Annotated in this window: 15 protein-coding genes; 2 read left to right on the forward strand and 13 right to left on the reverse strand. The window is 36.5% G+C overall.

Annotation, left to right across the window (positions count from 1 at the left end; translation table 11 throughout):
• Positions 1–420: 420 nt before the first annotated feature.
• From NH286_RS03790 to NH286_RS03810, 5 genes are read right to left on the reverse strand one after another with little or no spacing between them, the layout of a single operon-like run.
• Positions 421–1,506, reverse strand: coding sequence for an ABC transporter ATP-binding protein (locus tag NH286_RS03790; RefSeq protein WP_265236997.1), 1,086 nt, complete (start codon positions 1,504–1,506; stop codon positions 421–423).
• Positions 1,507–1,515: 9 nt separating this feature from the next.
• Positions 1,516–2,409: a sugar ABC transporter permease gene (locus tag NH286_RS03795; protein WP_265236999.1), complete on the reverse strand. Its 894-nt coding sequence runs from the start codon at positions 2,407–2,409 to the stop codon at positions 1,516–1,518.
• Position 2,410: 1 nt separating this feature from the next.
• The gene (locus NH286_RS03800) at positions 2,411–4,426 is read right to left on the reverse strand and encodes a carbohydrate ABC transporter permease (RefSeq protein ID WP_265237001.1); all 2,016 of its coding nucleotides are present in this window, start codon (positions 4,424–4,426) and stop codon (positions 2,411–2,413) included.
• Positions 4,427–4,432: 6 nt separating this feature from the next.
• Positions 4,433–4,837 carry a hypothetical protein gene (locus NH286_RS03805; RefSeq protein ID WP_265237003.1) on the reverse strand — a complete coding sequence of 135 codons (405 nt, stop codon included), beginning with the start codon at positions 4,835–4,837 and terminating at the stop codon, positions 4,433–4,435.
• 50 nt (positions 4,838–4,887) lie between these two features.
• Complete coding sequence (locus tag NH286_RS03810) at positions 4,888–6,219, reverse strand: sugar ABC transporter substrate-binding protein (protein ID WP_265237005.1); 1,332 nt, start codon at positions 6,217–6,219, stop codon at positions 4,888–4,890.
• 188 nt (positions 6,220–6,407) lie between these two features.
• Here NH286_RS03810 and NH286_RS03815 point away from each other — a divergent pair, with 188 nt between their 5' ends.
• Both NH286_RS03815 and NH286_RS03820 read left to right on the forward strand, forming a co-directional pair.
• Positions 6,408–7,052, forward strand: coding sequence for a hypothetical protein (locus tag NH286_RS03815; protein WP_265237007.1), 645 nt, complete (start codon positions 6,408–6,410; stop codon positions 7,050–7,052).
• Between the two features lie 94 nt (positions 7,053–7,146).
• Positions 7,147–8,232 (forward strand): DUF4317 domain-containing protein, encoded by a 1,086-nt coding sequence (locus tag NH286_RS03820; protein WP_265237009.1) that lies wholly within the window; start codon positions 7,147–7,149, stop codon positions 8,230–8,232.
• 249 nt (positions 8,233–8,481) lie between these two features.
• Here the strand turns inward: NH286_RS03820 and NH286_RS03825 are convergent, their stop codons facing one another.
• The 8 genes from NH286_RS03825 to NH286_RS03860 all read right to left on the reverse strand — a co-directional run bounded on the left by NH286_RS03825 (position 8,482) and on the right by NH286_RS03860 (position 18,605).
• Positions 8,482–9,585 (reverse strand): ABC transporter ATP-binding protein, encoded by a 1,104-nt coding sequence (locus tag NH286_RS03825; RefSeq protein ID WP_106461394.1) that lies wholly within the window; start codon positions 9,583–9,585, stop codon positions 8,482–8,484.
• Positions 9,586–9,587: 2 nt separating this feature from the next.
• A complete protein-coding gene (locus NH286_RS03830) occupies positions 9,588–10,463 on the reverse strand; it encodes an ROK family protein (RefSeq protein ID WP_106461393.1) in 876 nt (291 codons plus the stop codon).
• Entirely contained in the window at positions 10,448–11,905 is a 1,458-nt protein-coding gene (locus NH286_RS03835) for a glycoside hydrolase family 32 protein (RefSeq protein ID WP_265237013.1), read from the reverse strand. The genes NH286_RS03830 and NH286_RS03835 overlap by 16 nt, the downstream gene beginning before the upstream one ends.
• Positions 11,906–11,913: 8 nt before the next feature.
• The gene (locus NH286_RS03840) at positions 11,914–13,530 is read right to left on the reverse strand and encodes an extracellular solute-binding protein (protein ID WP_265237015.1); all 1,617 of its coding nucleotides are present in this window, start codon (positions 13,528–13,530) and stop codon (positions 11,914–11,916) included.
• A 3-nt stretch (positions 13,531–13,533) separates the two neighbouring features.
• On the reverse strand, positions 13,534–14,421 hold the full coding sequence (locus tag NH286_RS03845) for a carbohydrate ABC transporter permease (RefSeq protein WP_106461390.1): 888 nt from the start codon (positions 14,419–14,421) through the stop codon (positions 13,534–13,536).
• A gap of 2 nt (positions 14,422–14,423) precedes the next feature.
• The gene (locus NH286_RS03850; protein ID WP_265237017.1) at positions 14,424–15,365 is read right to left on the reverse strand and encodes an ABC transporter permease; all 942 of its coding nucleotides are present in this window, start codon (positions 15,363–15,365) and stop codon (positions 14,424–14,426) included.
• 24 nt (positions 15,366–15,389) lie between these two features.
• Positions 15,390–16,355 carry a LacI family DNA-binding transcriptional regulator gene (locus tag NH286_RS03855; protein ID WP_106461389.1) on the reverse strand — a complete coding sequence of 322 codons (966 nt, stop codon included), beginning with the start codon at positions 16,353–16,355 and terminating at the stop codon, positions 15,390–15,392.
• A 639-nt stretch (positions 16,356–16,994) separates the two neighbouring features.
• The gene (locus tag NH286_RS03860) at positions 16,995–18,605 is read right to left on the reverse strand and encodes a glycoside hydrolase family 13 protein (protein ID WP_265237019.1); all 1,611 of its coding nucleotides are present in this window, start codon (positions 18,603–18,605) and stop codon (positions 16,995–16,997) included.
• Between the last annotated feature and the right edge of the window lie 12 nt (positions 18,606–18,617).

The following is an 18,617-nucleotide window of genomic DNA, read 5'->3' on the forward strand; positions in this document are numbered from 1 at the left end:
TATTCTTTTATTACTTTTTTCTTTAATTCTAAACTATATTTTTTCATTGCAGCCTCTTTTCTAGCTACAACTTTTGGGGAGTCCTACAGACCATGCGGAAGGTCCCTTGGGGCTCCCCCTTGAGACGAAGATTCAATAGTATATAATTATAATTTATTAGAAGATAAAATTACGAAGAAAAATACTACATAATATTATTAATTCTGGTAATAAAGCAAATATTTTATCTTGGATAAAAAAAAGAGGGTTTTTGGGGGATGCCCCCTAAAACCTTCTTTCAAAAATTAATTATTTATCATATTTAGCCAACATAGCCTCTTTATACATTTTATCTTTTTACTTATCAGTTTCAAGTTATTTAACTTACTATCTATGTTTGATAAAAATATTACCGAGACTTATATCCCGGTAATATCTTTTCTAGTTTATTCTTTCTGTTGTTTCTCCATCGAAGAAATGTAGGGCTTCTGGATCTAGGGAGAATTTTGTGTCATCTCCTATATTGTATTCTAGGTGGCCTGGTTGGCTTATTACTAAGTTTGTGCCATCTGCCATCTTTGAATAGATTATTTGTTCTTTTCCTAGCATTTCTATTACTTCGATGTTGGATTCTACTGTATTGTAGTCTCTATCTTCTGCTATAAATCTCTCGCTTCTGATGCCGAGGTAGACTTTTTTGCCTTCGTAGTTTTTAAGGACTGCTGCATCTTTGTCGTTGGCTTTTATTTTCATTTGGCCAGAGTTATTTACGAACATTCCATTTTCTACTTTTCCTTCTATGATGTTCATGGTTGGAGAACCGATGAAGCCTGCTACGAAGAGGTTTTGTGGTCTTTCGTAGAATTCTACTGGGGCTCCTACTTGTTGGATGATTCCCTTATCTAGAAGGACGATTTTTGTGGCCATGGTCATGGCTTCTGTTTGGTCGTGGGTTACATAGACACTGGTTGTATCTAGTTGGTTATGGATTCTTACTATTTCTACCCTCATGTGCTCTCTTAGTTTGGCATCTAGGTTTGATAGGGGCTCATCCATTAGGAATACTGATGGTTTCCTTACTATAGCACGGCCTAGGGCTACCCTTTGTCTTTGACCACCTGAGATATCACTTGGTCTTGAGTAGAGGTAGTCTTTTAGCTGTAGGATTTCTGCAGCTTCTTGAACTCTCTTGTCAATTACTTCTTTTCTCTCATTTTTCATTTTTAATGAGAAGGCCATGTTATCATATACTGTCATGTGTGGATAAAGAGCATAAGATTGGAATACCATGGCTATGTCCCTATCTTTTGGCTCTACTGTGTTCATTATCTTATCGTTGAATGATAGGGTTCCTTCTGTTATTGAGTTTAGTCCTGCTATCATTCTGATTAAGGTTGATTTACCACAACCTGAAGGACCTAGGATTACACAAAAGTCCTTATCGTCTATTTCAAGATTTATATTTCTGATGGTAAATTTATCTCTACCTTCGTATTTTTTTCCTAAATTATCTAATGTTACGCGCATTTTTCTCTCCTATCCCTTAACTGCACCTGATGACAATCCACCTACTAGCTCATCTTGTAAGAACAAGAACAAGAGCATGACTGGTATAGCTGATAAGAATCCACCTGCTGCGAAGGCTGGCTGATTCATATTTCTCATATCGCTTATTAGTGTAAATAAGCCTGTTGCCAAGGTGTAGTCAGCTGGATTTGTTAGAAGTATCTTTGGCATCATGTAATCTAGGAATGGTCCTATGAAACATTGAAGGGCTATGATTGCAAGCATTGGTCTTGCAAGTGGCATGATTATTAGCCTGTAGACCTGGAAGTTTGAACAACCATCTATTCTTGCTGCCTCGTCTAGCTCTGGTGAAATTGAGTCTAGGTAGCCCTTTAGGATAAAGGTGTTACCTGCTATTGCTCCACCTGAATAAATCAATATCAGCATCATTGAGCGGGAGAATACTGGCACTATACCTGATATGATTGTGTGGATGGCATAGAAGGCAGTAATTCCTGCAAAGGCTGGGATTATTTGTACTAGCATGATTGTGATTAATGATGCCTTCTTACCCTTAAATCTGAATCTTGAGTAGGCATAGCCTGTAAAGGATACAAAGATTAGGGTTAAGGCTGTTGTTGCTGTTGCTATCTTTAGTGTATTTACTACCCATCTGACAAATTGAGTTTTTTCAAATAAATACTTAAAGTTGTCAAGTGAGAATACGAACTTACTAGTCATAGAAATATATTGGCCTTGGTTGCCGTTAAATGATGAAATTACCATTATGGCAAGGGGTACAAGAATGATGGCCGCCCATATAAATAAGACTAAATATGATATACCTAAGGCTAGCTTACCTGCAGCTGATAAGGGCTGGAGGTCAGATAAATATAGGTCTTTGTTTTTATTTTTCTTTGCCATATTAATACTCCTTAAAGGCTGATGATTTCATGTAACCTATGAAGGAAATAACTATAAGTAAGATTGAAATAAATACAGTTATGGCAGCACCTATAGCTTGGTACTGACTATTCATAGTTAAGTTATAAATGTATGAAATCAAAATATCACTTGATCCCGCTAAGTTACCATAAACCTGTGGATTGAAAGGTCCACCGCCGTTAAATAGGTAAATTATTGAGAAGTTGTTGAAGTTAAATGTATATTGGTTAATTAGCATTGGTGCTATTTGGAAGAGTACAAGTGGAATTGTAATCTTGGCTGTAGCTTGCCAACCTGTTGCTCCATCTATACTTGCAGCTTCGTAGAGGTCTTTTGGAATGGCTTGTAATACTCCTGTTGTGAGTAGGAAGATGTAGGAATGACCCAACCATCCTTGGAGGAGTATGAGGGCAGTTCTAGTTTGAACTGTGTTATTTTTGATATCTAAGCTTACATTAAAGACCGAGTTTATCGCCTCTGTTATTACACCACCACGGCTTGTCATGATTGAGAAGAACATGATTGTGATGAAGGCTGGTATTGCCCATGGCAATAGGTAAACTGTCCTAAATACCTTTTTAGCCTTAATTCTTTCGTTATTTACCATTAGAGCAAAGACAAAGCCTAGGACTATTGCTAGGGTTGATGCACCTAGTGTCCAAATTATTGTCCAAGCAAAGATATGCCAGAAGGCCTTTCCTGCTATACCTTGACCCTTTGCTATGGTTAGGTAGTTGTTTAGTCCTATCCATTCAAATTTGTTTTGGTGTTGTGGGTCCATGTTGGTAAAGGAAATTAGGATGGCTGTGATAATTGGCACCATTACTATAAATATTATTACTAGTAGGGCTGGTGTTGAAATCAAATATGGGAAGCCATCTGTTCTCATCATCTTCTTTGTTTCAAAAAATGAGTTTGGTCTGATACCCTTAAGCTGGTCTTTTTCTGTCTTGTGGGCATCTTTAAAAGAAAATACGTATATTGCCATAGCAAGTACTACAAATACTATAGCAAGTACACCCTCAATCATAAAGATGATTGACCTATCTAGTCTCTTTCCGCCTTGGGCTAAAGATACTAGACCTGCTATACCTTGACCTTGGTAGTTACCGAAGCCTAGGGCATATGGTAGGGCTATTAGATAGATAAATAAAGCTCCAAGGAAAAACATTATTGCCTTTTGCCATTGGCCGTTTAACAATTGGCCAAGCCCTGGAATAGGTGCTGATAGTATGGATTTGATTGCACTTTGGTTTTCTACTTCGACTGGTGTCCTACGTCTGATGTCAGACCTATCTTCTTCCAAAATCTTCATTGAGTGCTTGTAATCTTGTTTAATCTTGTACTTTAGAGAATCTATTTCTTCTTTGATAGATTTTTCTGGATTTCTGTAGTCAATTTTTAGATTTTGGTCTTTGAATTTTTGTTTTAATTGTTCTTTGGTTGCCTTGTAGGCTTTCTTTGAAATCAGACCTTCTTTGAAAGATTTTTCTAAATCTTTTAGGTCTTTGTCATATTTTTCCTTAAGGGTAGCTCTATCTTCTTCGATTAGTTTAGATTCAGCTTTGATCCTATCATCGGTTAGGTTTGCTAATCTTTCGTTAGCATTTGCTAGTTGGTCCTTTAGGTATGAATCATGTTTGATTATCTCTGGAATAGAAACAAGGTCTAGTTCATTTAATTTGTAATCAAGAAGTGAGTCATAAGAAAGTTCCTTATTTGCCTCATAGAAGTCTTTCATCTTACTAGCAATCTGACTTTTTTGATGAAGAACATTTAGGTATTTCTCCCCATGAGAACTATTATCTTTGACTGCTTCTTTGATAGCTGTATCTAAGAGTTTTTTCTTCTCTTCTTTATATTCCTTAACTTTTTTATTATAAGGGTGGTCAGCCTTTGAGTACTTATTATTGCCTTCGATTTGATCAATTATATATTGATTCTTTCTTGGATAAGTCTGGCCCCTCCTATCATAAAGGTTTTTTTCATAAGTCATATTCTTTTACCTTTCTTGCCTTGTGATTACTATTAATAGGGCTATATCGAGTATTAGGCCTATATAATAAAATACTGAGCCAAATGAGAATTGTAGGAGGTGATTAATTATTCCAATTAAAGTCATTCCTCCAAAAAATATCTTATAAAACATATTTATGCCGTATTTTTTAATAGTAAAAAAGGTGTATAGGGATATTACTATTGGATTGATTACCTTTATAAATAAGTTAAATATCAGTGCATTGAGGTAATCTCCATAAGTAAGCTCCTGCTTTACTTTTGCGATTGTACTATAAATATCTGGGTCTTTTGCCATCATCATTGTCTCAAACGAGAAGTTTAGAATCAAAAGAGCTGATATTATCAGTATCTGGTAGAGAAATCTTTCTCTTTTTTTTGCTATATCCATAATACTTGAATAAAGGGCAATCCCTAAGGATTACCCTCTATTTAATTTAATTATTTGTTAAAGTTAGCCATCATTGAATCAAATGAAGCTTTTATTTCTGCATATGCTGCCTTTTCGTCTGCTGGTTTTACAGAGTTCCAAGATAGGATTGCGTTTTTGTAGGTATCCCAAACATCGCCCCACTCTTTGAATAGTGGTCTAGCTGGAGCTTCTTTGTAAGAAGCGATTGCAGCTTCAATGATGTTCTTGTCTGTATCTGAAAGATCCATTTCTTTATATTTTTCTACTGGTACGTTTTCAAGAATCTTACCTGAAGCCTTGTATAGGTCTGCTGCAAATTCTGGGTTAACAATTTCTTTGATCATAGCTTCTGCAAGAGCTACCTTGTCAGCATCTTCTTCTATTCTAGCGTTCATTGCAAGTCCCCAACCACCTTGCCAGTGTGTTAGTGGTTTGCCTGCCAATGTTAGTTGACCGATTGGATGAATTTCTAGGTTGCCTTCGCCTGCTTGTTCGCCTATAGCAGCTGCATCCCATGGTCCACCAAGTCTAGCAACACCGCCGTTGCCTGGTTTGAATGTATCATCTATATAACCCCAACCTGCATCAGCATCAAATAATTGTGTGCCAGCTTCGTTGTGTTTTTTCCAATAATCGAAAAGTGCCTTAACTGTAGCTTGTTTTTCTGGTTCAAGCTCATCCCATTCTTTAGTAAAGTCTGAGTAAAGTGTTCCGTCTTCTTTTTTGCCAAGAAGTTCGATATTTGAAGAGTTAGTAGCAGCAACGCCGTACCAAGCATCAAATAATGGGAATAAAACTGTAGATTCATCTGCAACATCTTCAATTTCGATAGGTTTAGATAGGTCTACGTTCTTTTCTTTAGCATTTGCTGAGTTTACATAAGTGATAAGTGTTTCTATATTGAATGGGAAAGCAAAATATTCACCATCTATATTGAAGTTTCCACCTAATCCCTTATCAAAGTCATCCCAACCACCGATTTCTTCAGCAAGTTTTTTAGAATCAATTGCGCCAAGTACGTCATTACCATGTAAACCGTAAAGTCTATCTGCAGGAATTGCAAAAAGATCAGCAACGTCTTCATTTGTAGCATCTGTAGAATCGATAATATCTAAGTTGTCAAAAGAACCAACTGTTTTAATCTCGATATCTGCATTAGGGAATTGTTTTTTAACACGTTCTGCTGCAGCTTTGTAATAATCTACCCAACCTTCTTCAGCTTGAACTGTTAACTTTGTAGCAGCATCGGTATTAGCAGCTTCTTTAGTATCTGCTCCCTTGTCCGCTTCTTTAGCTCCACCACAAGCTGTAAGAACTACAGCTAAAGATAAAGCCATGAGTGACTTAAACTTATTTTTCATGTATTCCTCCTGTGATTTCAAGTGAAATCGTATTCTTTATATCCATATTATAGCTTATATTTTTTAAATTGTCAAAAATTTGTCTTAAGTATATTAGTTTGTTAACTCACTCAAAAAATAAATTCCGCTTGAATCTTTATAGATTCAAACTTATAATATAAAAGCAAAGAAAAATCAAAGGAGAAAATATGTCAAAAACACTCGGACCCATCCATTATATGATGTATGAAAAAATAAAATTCCAAGATAAAATTACAGACTACCTAATGGATGGTCAAATTCAAGATATAAAACCAGATCCAGTTTCAACAAAGCCCCTAGAAGAAATTCTAGATCAAGAAAATATCCACGGATATTTGCAAGAAAAAATAGATATAGTAGAAACAAGGCTAGCAAAGGCCTTAAAATTAGCCAAAGACCCTGATGAAAAATTATACAAATTAGGACAGGAGTGTGGCAAGGACAAAGACTTTTCAAGCTTTGAACAAGTATTTAAAGCCCTAAACACCTATCTCCTAGATGGGATGCCATGCGATCAGGGCCTAGCAGCCATGGTAGATGGAGAAAGCCTCTACCTAATCACAAATAACAACCTCCACTCTAAATACGATGAGGAAATAGACATGGAAAAATCAAAAGAAGCGACATGTGCGGGAGGCCACGGCCACGATCACCACGAATCATTCGAAATCCAAGAAGGAAATCTTAACCTAAAAGAAGAACAATCCACCTACCACACCCACCGCCTAGCCTTCCTTAAAGGCTACTTCAGCGATAGCCCTTATGAGGTAAGCCTTGTAAATGGTATAAATTACAAAATATCACCAAGATAGAAAAATCGCCCCTAAATTAAATTCTGGGGCGATTTTTCTTATTCCAGATGATCAGATCGGACTAGAAATAGTATAATTAATCCTGAGGTGAAACATGCAGAAAAAAGAAATAAACGAAATCAGAAAAATAATCAGGCCAGACCAGTCAAGGCTTGATACCATCTATACTTACTATATCAATGCAGAAGGCGAGATAATCTTTGAAGATGCCTTCGCTTATGGCCTTTTAACCATCAGAGAAAAAGACCTTTATGATGAAATCTTCAAAAAAACCCTGTCAGGATCCCTTGAGAAAAATCTCCTAAACCTAGAATTTACTGGCAAATACGAAACAAATTCCCAGCAAGAACTCTTCTACCAAATCTCAAAAAATAACGAAGAGACAGATATAAATAAACTCGTAGAAAAAATAAGAGGGACCTATCAGACAGATGGCAACTACGCCATAATCCTAGGCCACGGAGTCTATGATGTAATAGAAAAGGCCCAGGACGGATCTTATTCAGGCGATAGCGAAGAGACATATTCCTTCTTCATCCTAGCCATCTGCCCGACAGCAAATCCAAAAGCTAAGCTAATCTATGACCAAGAAGAAAAGAAATTTTCCGAAAGCGAAAACAAGTCTACAGTCAAGGCCCCAGACTTTGGCCTCCTATACCCATCCTTCACAGATAGGCAGGCCCACATCTACGAATGCCTCTACTATGTCAAAAACAACAGCAAAAGAGACGAGGCCTTCGAAGAGGAAATCCTAGCCTGTACTATGCCAAGCAAGGTAGACTACCAACAAGACTATTACAAAATCCTAGTCGAAGAATCCCTAGAAGATAAGAAAACCATCAAAAACCTGGTAATCCTCAATGACAAGCTCAAAGAAATGTCTGAAGAGGCCAAGGAAAGCGAGATAATCCCAACACTCGAAAAAGAGGAAATCAAAGAAATCCTAGAATCCCTAGGCGGCAAGGAAGTCGAAATAGAAGAAGACACCAAGCTGATAGTAGATAACATCCTAGCCAAGGACTACAAGCTAGTCTCAGATACAGGCATAAAAATCACCATCCCAGAAGATGAAATCACAACAATCAAAGAAGAAAAAATAGACGGCAAATCCTACATCCTAATACCAGCCACAGGCATGGATTTAAATGGGATAAGGCTATCTAAACCGTTAGAATTTTAATAATTTGAAAATAAAGCAAAAGCCTGCCTTAAGTATCTTTTAACCCCCTACAAAATCTTTAAGCTTCTCGACTAGGCTCGAAGCAAGGGAGTTTGGAAGCTTTTACGAGCTTTCTTCTTTACCCCTTATCGTAAACAAAGTTGTCATATCTATTACGTACACTCAAATACTATAAAGTTATCTAAATAAAAAAAATCCCCTTGAATCAATAATAAATCTTAGGGGATTTCGGGAGGGATACATATATTTTTATTCTTCTACTAGGTGTCTAATCAAAGAATGTCCGTCTTCCTTATCAAAATATTTTATTTTCTCAGCATTAAAACTGATATTTATAAAGCTATCCTTAGTATAGGATTCCTTATCGCCTTTTATGATGAATTCCTCATCTCCTATGCTTGCATAAAAGATTGTGTCAGAGCCTAAAAGTTCTGATAATTTCATATCAGCGTGGTACTTATTACCATAGTCAACTTCTGTGCTTATATCTTCTGGCCTAATTCCAAATATCAATTCTTTTCCATCATAACCAAGGTCTTTTAGTTTTTGATATTGATTTTCTGGAATCTTTATGGCTAAGTCTTCGCCTTTTCTTAAATAGCCATCTTCAAGCCTTGCTTCTACCAAGTTCATAGCAGGTGATCCTATAAAGCTTGCCACAAAGGTATTGGCCGGGTCATCATAAAGTTCTATTGGGCTTCCAATTTGCTGGATGAGTCCTTCATTCATTATGACTATCCTGTCAGCCATGGTCATGGCTTCTGTCTGATCGTGGGTTACATATATTGTTGTGGCATCTAATTGGTCATGGAGCTTTGATATTTCAGCCCTCATTTGCATACGAAGTTTTGCATCAAGGTTTGATAGGGGTTCATCCATTAAAAATACCTTGGCATCCCTTACTATAGCACGACCTAGGGCCACCCTTTGTCTTTGACCACCAGATAGGTCTGCAGGTTTCCTGTCTAAATATTCATCAAGACCTAGGACTGCACTTGCTCCCCTTACTTTCTTGTCTATCTCATCTTTTTTATATTTTCTTAGCTTTAAACCAAAGGCCATATTGTCATAGACATTCTTGTGTGGGTAGAGGGCGTAGGATTGAAATACCATTGCAATTCCACGGTCCTTTGAAGGAACCATATTCATAAGCTTGCCATCTATATATAATTTTCCCTTTGTAATATGCTCAAGTCCTGCAATCATCCTAAGTGTTGTAGACTTACCACATCCTGATGGACCTACAAAGACTATAAATTCCCCATCTTTTATGTCTAGATTAAAGTCTTTTACAGAATAATCAGTCGCCTTGTCGTATTTTTTATAAACATTTTCTAATTTTATATCTACCATAATTATCCAACCTTTTCTCTTGCCTTATCTCTTGCCAGGAGGAGTGCTCCGATTATTGCAGACTCGCCATTTCTATCAGGTTTCACGATGTATTTATCTACATTTTCAACTGAGATATAGTCATTCATTAGTTTTTTATAATTATCTCTAACCTTTTCTATTAGGCCTTCTTTTTGAATAACACCACCACCTAGGACTATCACGTCTGGGTTAAAGGCTAGGACTGTATTATAAACGCATTGACCTATATAGTAGGCTTCTATATCCCAAAACTTATCTTCTATAGGTAGGTCCTTGCCTGGGATTCCAAATCTCTTTTCGATGGATGGACCAGATGCAAGACCTTCAAGGCATGTCCCATGAGCATAACATATTCCTTCAAACTTATCATCTGGATGCTTATTTACAATCATGTGTCCAAGTTCTTGGTGGCCCCTTCCTCCTATAAAGTCCTTATTTTGTATAACTCCTCCGCCTACTCCTGTACCAAAGGTGTAATAGGCTAGAGAATTTTGTCCCTTGCCTGCACCTTCTTTTAGTTCACCATAGGCTGCTGCATTGACATCTGTTGTAAGATATACATCTATACCAAGTCCCTTTTCTAAGGAACCTACAAAATCAAAGTTTTGCCATCCTTTTTTTGGAGTGTTTAAGATGTAACCATAGGTCTTAGATTCTGGATTTATATCTACTGGACCAAAAGTTCCAAGGCCTATAGCTTTTAAAGCCTTATCATATTTGCCAAAGAAGTCTATCATTTCTTTGATATTTTCTTCAGGAAGTGTGGTAGGAAATTGAATTTTTTCTATAATATTAAAATTTTCATCACTTACGGCACAAATCATCTTTGTGCCGCCAGCTTCTATTGCTCCATACATTTATTCTCTCCCAGCAGGTCATAAATTCTTATCTCGTCAAGCAAATCTTTTTCTTCTATTATTATCCTATCCAATTCACTATCAGAATAATAGGTATTAGATATGGAATAATCATCATTGATATATACTTGAATTGATGACCTATCCACTATGATTTTAAATTTGTTCTCATCATTAAAGTCTAGATCAAAGGATTTTTTATTGATATCAAAACCATGTTCTGTCTTTATCTTATAGGCCATCTTTGACCTATCAAAACTTGCCTTATTATTTGCTAAGTCAAAGTTAAAATCAAAGGCTTCTTTATCATTTGCAAGGCTTAATTTTAAAAGCCCTCTTTGCTTTGTTTCAAACTCTATGAAATTGCCATTTTCTAAGCTAATTGGCCCTTCGCTTATTTTTTCTTTTTTAACTAGGGTCTTTTTTGCTAGGGCTTTTGGGTGGATGGTTCTTTTTATCTTGCCATCTTCTTCAAAAATTAATTGAGGAATTGTCATCTGTCCCATCCATTTATGGCCTTCTTCTCCTGGTATTAGGCTTGAGCCCCAGGCTTGGTTCCAAGCTATGGCAAAGTAGTCACCATCTTCCTTGGCACTTTGAGGAGCATAATAGTCAAAGCCAAAGTCCATCTCTCTAGTAGATTCTGCCAGGAATTTGTAATTATCCCAATCCATCCTTCCTTCTATTAACATCGTCTTATGTGGATGTTTTTTGCCTTGGTAATTGTAATTCATGGCACTTACTAAGAGGACCGCCTTATTATCTTCAAAGAGTAAAAGGTCTGGGCATTCTGCCATATCCCCTAGATAGGCTTCATCTGATATGAGTATAGACTTATAGGTCCAAGCTAGCATATCTTCTGATTCATAAAGGAGAACTGTACCTATTTTATCATCTGTCTTTGTTCCTATCACTGCATAATACTTGCCATCTTTCTTGAAGACTTTAGGGTCTCTGAAGTCTTCTTTTGAGATATTAGCTGGCAGATCTTTTTCATCAAGAACAGGATTATTGGCATATTTTTCAAAGTTTATATAATCTTTTGACTTAGCTATATTTTGATTTTGTCTTACCTGACCGTGGTCAGTTTCTGTAAGGTGGCCTGTATACATTAGGTAGAGCTCATCTTCTACAAAGATTGCAGATCCGGAAAATACTCCATTTTTGTCATAGGCCATATCAGGGGCTAGGGCTACTGGTAGGTTTTCCCATACTAGTCCATCCTTAGTCCTTGCATGACCCCAATGCATAGGGCCGTGGCAAGCATCATAAGGATAGTGTTGGTAGAATAAATGATAATATTCATCTTTTACACTGACCCCATTTGGATCATTAATCCAACCTATAGGTGCGGCGTAATTTATTTTTGGGAAAAACTTTTTATTAATGGACTCTTTATTCTTTTCTATAAATTCATTTGCGTTTTTCAAGTTAAATTCCATTATTACCCCTACTTTTTCTTGTAATCGTCGAAGTTTCTTTGTTTGATTTCTAGCCATTCTTCTAGGCCAAGTCGTTTTAATTCTTCCTTATAAGCATTCCAGCTTTCATCTGTTATTCCATTTTGGATAAACTCTGCACGACTTCTTTGGATGTATGGTTTAAGATCTGCTTCAATTTGAGCTAGTCTTTCTAGGTCCTCTTTGCTTGCAAATAATTTTGGATAAATTTCATCCTTTTCTGCATAAGGAGTATATTTTTCTTTTAATATATCTAGTCTCCATTTAGCATCATCTGGCATGGTTGTATATTTATCATAGTATTCATCTAGAATTGCAAGTGGGCCACCTACTTCTGTCTTTTGTCTTAATTCTCCAGGAGCTGTTCCATTTAGTGGAAGATGCTTAAGCATTGGCTCTCCTGCATCATTTTTAGACATTTCGAAGATGTTTTGTTGGTCTTCATCACCATAGGTTCCCCAGTTGTTTTGTACTGATTGAAGAGGCTCATACATTTTGTCAATCCATTTTGCTGTTAGCTCTAGATTTTTGTTTGCTGATGTAATTACTAGCCTATCTCTTGAAAAGCCCATGTTATTTGTCCTTGTTACTCTCTTTACTCCATCTGGACCTTCCATTACATCCATGGCATCGTAGGAATCATTCATTCCACTTACATTTCCCTTATCCCAGGTGAAATACATACCATATCTCATATCCTTACCCTTGGCTATATAGGTGTTCCAATCATGTTCAAAGGCTTCAGGGTCTATTAATCCTTCATTATATAGGTCATTCATATATTCAATTCCTGCCCTATATTCATCATCATCTGTTGTAAAGTTTAGCTTTCCATCATTGCCTACTACTAGGTGTTGGTCATTGTCCCCATCTCCTCCAAAGGCTGCCATGATAAATTTAAAGTCTTCATTGCCATCGGCATCTATAAAGGAGAATGGAATCTCATCTTTTTCGCCATTACCATTTGGATCTTTATCCCTAAAGGCTATGAGGGCTTCTTTAAGTTCTTGTGGATTTTTAGGCATTTCTAGACCTAATTTTTTTAGCCATTCTACATTTATCCATGGAATATCATTTACAGTATGGATTGATTCCTTATCATTACCTAATTCTTCTATCCATGGGAAGGAATACATCTTGCCATCAGGAGCTACCATCATGGCCTTATATTCTGGATATTTATCATAAATTTCCTTTAGATTTGGCATATATTTTTCAACAAGCTCATCAACTGGCACTATTACACCTGAATCTGCCCAAGTCATTAGGTCAGCATCACTTGCTTCTGAGTTCCAAATAAAGTCTGGCAAATCACCTGCAGCTATATCTAGATTTCTCTTTTCTGCAAAGTCACTGTTATAATTTGTCCAGTCTATGTGAACATTTGTATCTTCTTCTAATCTCTTATAAATTAGTTTTTCATTTGGGTCTTCTGGTGCTAGAGGTGAACTAGATGTGATACCTTTTAGGCTCACCTTATCTTTTAGCGGAAGGCTTACATCTGTAAGGCCGTAGTCTTCACTACTTGTTGTCTTAGATTCTTTAGATCCACAACCTACTAGTAAGGCTGGTATTGTTAAAGCTATAATACATTTTTTAATATTCATAATTTATCCTTTCACTGCTCCTACTGAAATTCCTTTTTCAAAATATTTTTGGAAGAATGGGAACATAACTATTAATGGTACACTGGAAACAACGATAGTAGAATACTTAACTAATTCTGCTATTTTCTTTAGTTCAGCCATAGCTGTTTGCTGGCCAATCATATTCATGTTTGGTTGGTTTTGAACCAAAATTTTTCTTAAAACTATTTGCAAAGGCTCTAATTCTGGTGATTTAATATAAATCATTGCATCAAAGTAACTATTCCACATTCCAACAAAGGAATATAAGAATATTACAAACATAATTGACTTAGATAAAGGCACTATAATTTTTGTAAAGACTTGGATCTCACTTGCTCCATCTACCTTAGCTGCCTCAATCATCTCTTTTGGCAAAGTTTTTATATAAACCTGAGCCAAAAACAAGTTAAAGACTGATAAGCATCCTGGCAAGATCAAAGCCCAAACAGTATCAAGCATGCCGAGATTTTTTACAAGCAAGTAGGTTGGAACGAGACCTCCACCAAAAAACATGGTTATTACAAAAAATACATAAATTCCCTTTTTAAAAACAAGGTCATCCCTGCTCATTGGATAAGCAGCCATCATTGTTACAACAACATTTAAGGTCGCAAAGCCAAATGAGTAGATTAAAGAGTTGAAAAATCCCCTTAAGATACTCTTATCACTAAAGACCCTCCTATAGCCTTCTACAGTCCAGTCTGCTGGATTAAGACTAACTCCCTTGCTAAGCAAGGTATCAGGTGCCATAAAACTTGCCAGCAAGACATAAATCATAGGCACAAGGATCAAAAGCAAGATGATTACTAAGCAGATAATATTTATTCTTCTGATATTCTTATCAACCCTAGTCATAGAATTAACATTCATATTTACCCCTTCTTCTTTTCAATCTTATTCACAAACAAGTAAGTAACTGCCAATAAAATCAAGTTAATAACTGAGTTAAAAAGTCCTACAGCTGTTGAATAAGAATAATTTCCTTGCTGTAAACCAATCTTATATACATAGGTAGAGATAATCTCTGAAGTAGGTAGGTTAAGAGAAGTCTGCATTAAGTAAGCCTTTTCATAGCCGATACCCATGATTCCACCCACAGCCAAAACAAAGTTTACAATCATAATTGGCTTTAAGGCAGGTAATTCTATATTTATAATCTTTTGGAAAAGATTTGCCCCATCAAGTTCAGCAGCCTCATACAAATCTGGTGGAATACTAATTAAGGCACTGGTATATAGGATAGATGCCCATCCCATGCCCTGCCAAATTCCAGAAGCAATATACAAGGACCTAAAAGACTCTGGATCAGTTAGAAATTGTGGTGGCGTAATCCCCATACTCGTAAGAATCCTAACAATAGGACCATTAGCTGAGAAGAACAAAAACACCATACCAACTATAATAACAGTAGAGATAAAGTTAGGTGTATAGAGGATAGTTTGAGCATATTGCTTAATCCTATCAGACATCAATTGATTTATCATCAAAGCTAAAATAATTGGAGGGAAAAATCCCCACAAGAGTCCATAAATAGAAAGCTTCAAAGTATTTACAAGCAATACATTAAAGTTTGGTGAAGTTAGGAAATTTCTAAAGTGTTCAAAGCCAATCCATTGACTTCCCAAAATCCCCTTCAATGGGTTATATTGCTTAAAGGCAATCAAGATTCCATACATAGGTATGTATTTAAAGATAAAAGTAATCAGCAAAGCCGGTAAAAGCAGCAAAAATAACTGATATTGATCTTTAAGTCGTTGCCAAATAGTCAGTTCTATTTCATCGTCTGCATTAATCATATTTTTATTTTTTTTCATAAAAGCCTCCTTCCATAAGTTTAATCATTTAGTCGTTCCACCCTCCTCGAACCTAACTTCTACATAAGAATTAGCGTAATAATTCTCATCTTCAATATTTTTAAGCAAGATATCCACACTCCTTGTCGCAATCTTTTCAACATCTTGGACAATAGTAGAAACCATATAAGATCTCTCTTCGCTAAGCTTGATTCCATCAAAACCAATCATCTGGTAATCGTCTAAAACTTCCTTACCAATCGCTTTTAAAATCTCAATAACATCCATGCCCACAAAGTCATTAATAGTAAAAATTCCATCAATATCAGGATTTTCCTTAAAAATTGCATAAATCTGATCATCAAGTCCCTCATAAGGCTCAAGCATATCAATAATGTGATAAGATATCTTATTATCCTTACAAAAATCTTCAAAACCTCTTCTTCTGTCCATGGTAGCATTCATAAATTTATTATGACTTCCCACATACAAAAGCTCTTTACACCCCTTACTATCCAAGGTTTTAGCAGCTAAAAGGCCACCCTCGTAGTTTTGACTAGCCACAAAATTAATATTCTTATCAAACTTTCTGTCGATACTTACGAAAGGTAAGTTGGAATTAATATAAACTTCAATATCAGAATAGGAAATCGCTATTATCCCATCGATCATATTCTTCCTAAGCATCTGCAAATATTGGATTTCACTATCTTCACATCCATTGCTATTGCACAAAAGAAGCTTATAACCCCTCTTTTGTAAAAGTTGTTCTACATGAAAAGTCATCTCTGAAAAAAACGGGTGCCAAATAGTAGGAATAATTAGACCAATAGTATTAGTTTTATTATTCTTAAGACCACTAGCTAGGTCATTTTTTTCATAATTAAGCTTCTCAATAGCATCCATCACCCTCCTATAAGTCTCAGGCTTAACCTCCCTTCCATTAATAACATTACTCACACTTCCTAAGCTAACCTTTGCCTCGTTAGCAACATCCTTCATAGTAGCCATCTTATAACTCCTTTATTTTATCTTGAATAAAATTTAATAATTGAAACGTTTCAATTATATCATAAAAAAATATATCTTGCACTTAAATTTTTAAAATAATAATTTGTAACGTTTCAAAATTTATCCAAAATAAAAATCCTAGCTTAAACTATATGAGAATTTATTTTTGTAACGTTTCATTTATTACAAGTCCATTATATGATAACATTTTCATCTTGTCAAGAGTTTTTTTGAAAAATCTTAAGTTTTATGGTGGGAAGCTTTTCAAGCTTCATTCTTTACCCCTTGTCTCGAGCCTAGCCGAGAGACCTATTACGGACACTCAAATTTCAAAATAAGCCTAAGAACGATAATTTGAAACATCCGAAGGCTTGTGAAAATTAAACAAAATCCTGCCCTAAGTATTTTTTAACACCTTGCAAAACTTTTAGGCTTGTCTCCTAGAGCCGACGGGCTTGTCACTGGGCTCGAAGCAAGGGTGTGGTGGTCGAAGATAAGGAAGTTTCCCTTGGAATGAAAATAGTGAGTAATTAAAAAATTTAACATTAAAAAATCTCTTCTATATATAGCCTACATATTGTCCCAAAATCTCCATCAAAAAAACTAGTCAAGATTTTACCTTGACTAGTCTTTTTTTGCTTATTTAATTTTCACACAGAAGGCGTCCCATGGGGCTAGGGTTTTTCTTTCTTTTACTTCTTCCACATCTGTGTTTGCTATTATTATTTCTTGGTAGGTATCCTTTAGTTCGAAGTTTTGCTCTTCTCCTGATAGGTTTACTACTACCAAATATTTCTCATTTTCTGTGCTTCTGTAGTAGGCAAATACCTTTTCTGCTGTTTCTATTAGATCAAAGTCAGCATCTATTAGCCAATCCTTGGTTTTTCTTAAATCTACTAGCTTTTTGTAAGTGTAGTAGATTGAATCCTTATCTGCTAGGGCTTTTTCTACGTTTATTTCCTTATAATTTGGATTTACTGCTAGCCAAGTCTTGTCTGCGCTTGAAAATCCAGCGTTTTTGCTAGCATCCCACTGCATTGGTGTTCTGGCGTTGTCCCTGCCTATTACTGATATCCTGTCAAGGATTGCCGCCATGTCCTCGCCCTTGTCTAGGCACTCATTGGCATAATTTATTGACTCTATGTCTTCAAAATCGCTTAAGCCCTTGAATGGGTAATTGGTCATGCCAATTTCTTCTCCCTGGTAAATGTAAGGAGTTCCTCTCATTAGGTGGAGGAGAATGGCGAAGGCCTTGGCTGATTTGACTCGGTTTACTCCCTCATCTCCCCATAGGGATAGGACTCTTGGTAGGTCGTGGTTTTCCCAAAATAGGGAGTTCCAGCCCTCACCTGGAGCTAGTTTATTCTGCCATTTGGCAAATATTTCCTTTAATTTCTTCACATCTAGGTCCTTTTTGTAGAACCATTTTGCTTTTCCCTCTTCGTGGGATAGGCCGATGTGTTCAAATTGGAAGACCATTGATAGTTCTTTATTGTCTGGATTTGAATATTGTTGGGCAATTTCTGGGCTTGCTCCCCAGGTTTCGCCTACTGTTAGCAAGTCGTACTTGCCAAAGGTAGATGCGTTCATTTCCTTTAGATAGGTGTGGAGCATTGGGCCATTTTCCCTGATTTCCTTATCAGGTACCTTTCCCAGAAGGTCGATTACATCCATCCTAAAGCCACCGATGCCCTTGTCTATCCAGAAATTCATCATGTCGTAGATTTCGTGGCGGAGGTCCTCATTTTCCCAGTTGAGGTCTGGTTGCTTTTTGGAGAATAAATGGAGGTAATATTGACCAGATTTTTCGTCATATTGCCAAGCTGATCCTGAAAAAGCTGATTCTAATGAGTTTGGCTCATCTCTCCATATATAGAAGTCTCTCTTTGGGCTGTCTGGATTATCCCTTGCTTCTATAAACCAAGCGTGCTCATCTGATGTGTGGTTTACAACTAGGTCCATGATTATCTTGATGTCCCTCTTGTTTGCCTCGGCTAGGAGGGTGTCCATGTCATCCATATTGCCAAAAATATCTGCTATATCCCTGTAGTCTGAAATATCATAGCCATTATCATCCATCGGGCTCTTGTAGACTGGAGATAGCCAGATTGCCCCGATGCCTAGGTCCTTGAGGTAGTCAAGCTTGGAGATTATTCCCTTAAGATCTCCCATGCCGTCCCCATTTGAATCCATGAAGGACCTTGGATATATTTGATAAATTGTAGTCTTATGCCACCAATGTTTTTTCATATTCATCTCCTT

Source organism: Anaerococcus sp. NML200574 (assembly GCF_026131665.1).
In the GTDB taxonomy this organism is placed as follows: Bacteria; Bacillota; Clostridia; order Tissierellales; family Peptoniphilaceae; genus Anaerococcus; species Anaerococcus kampingae.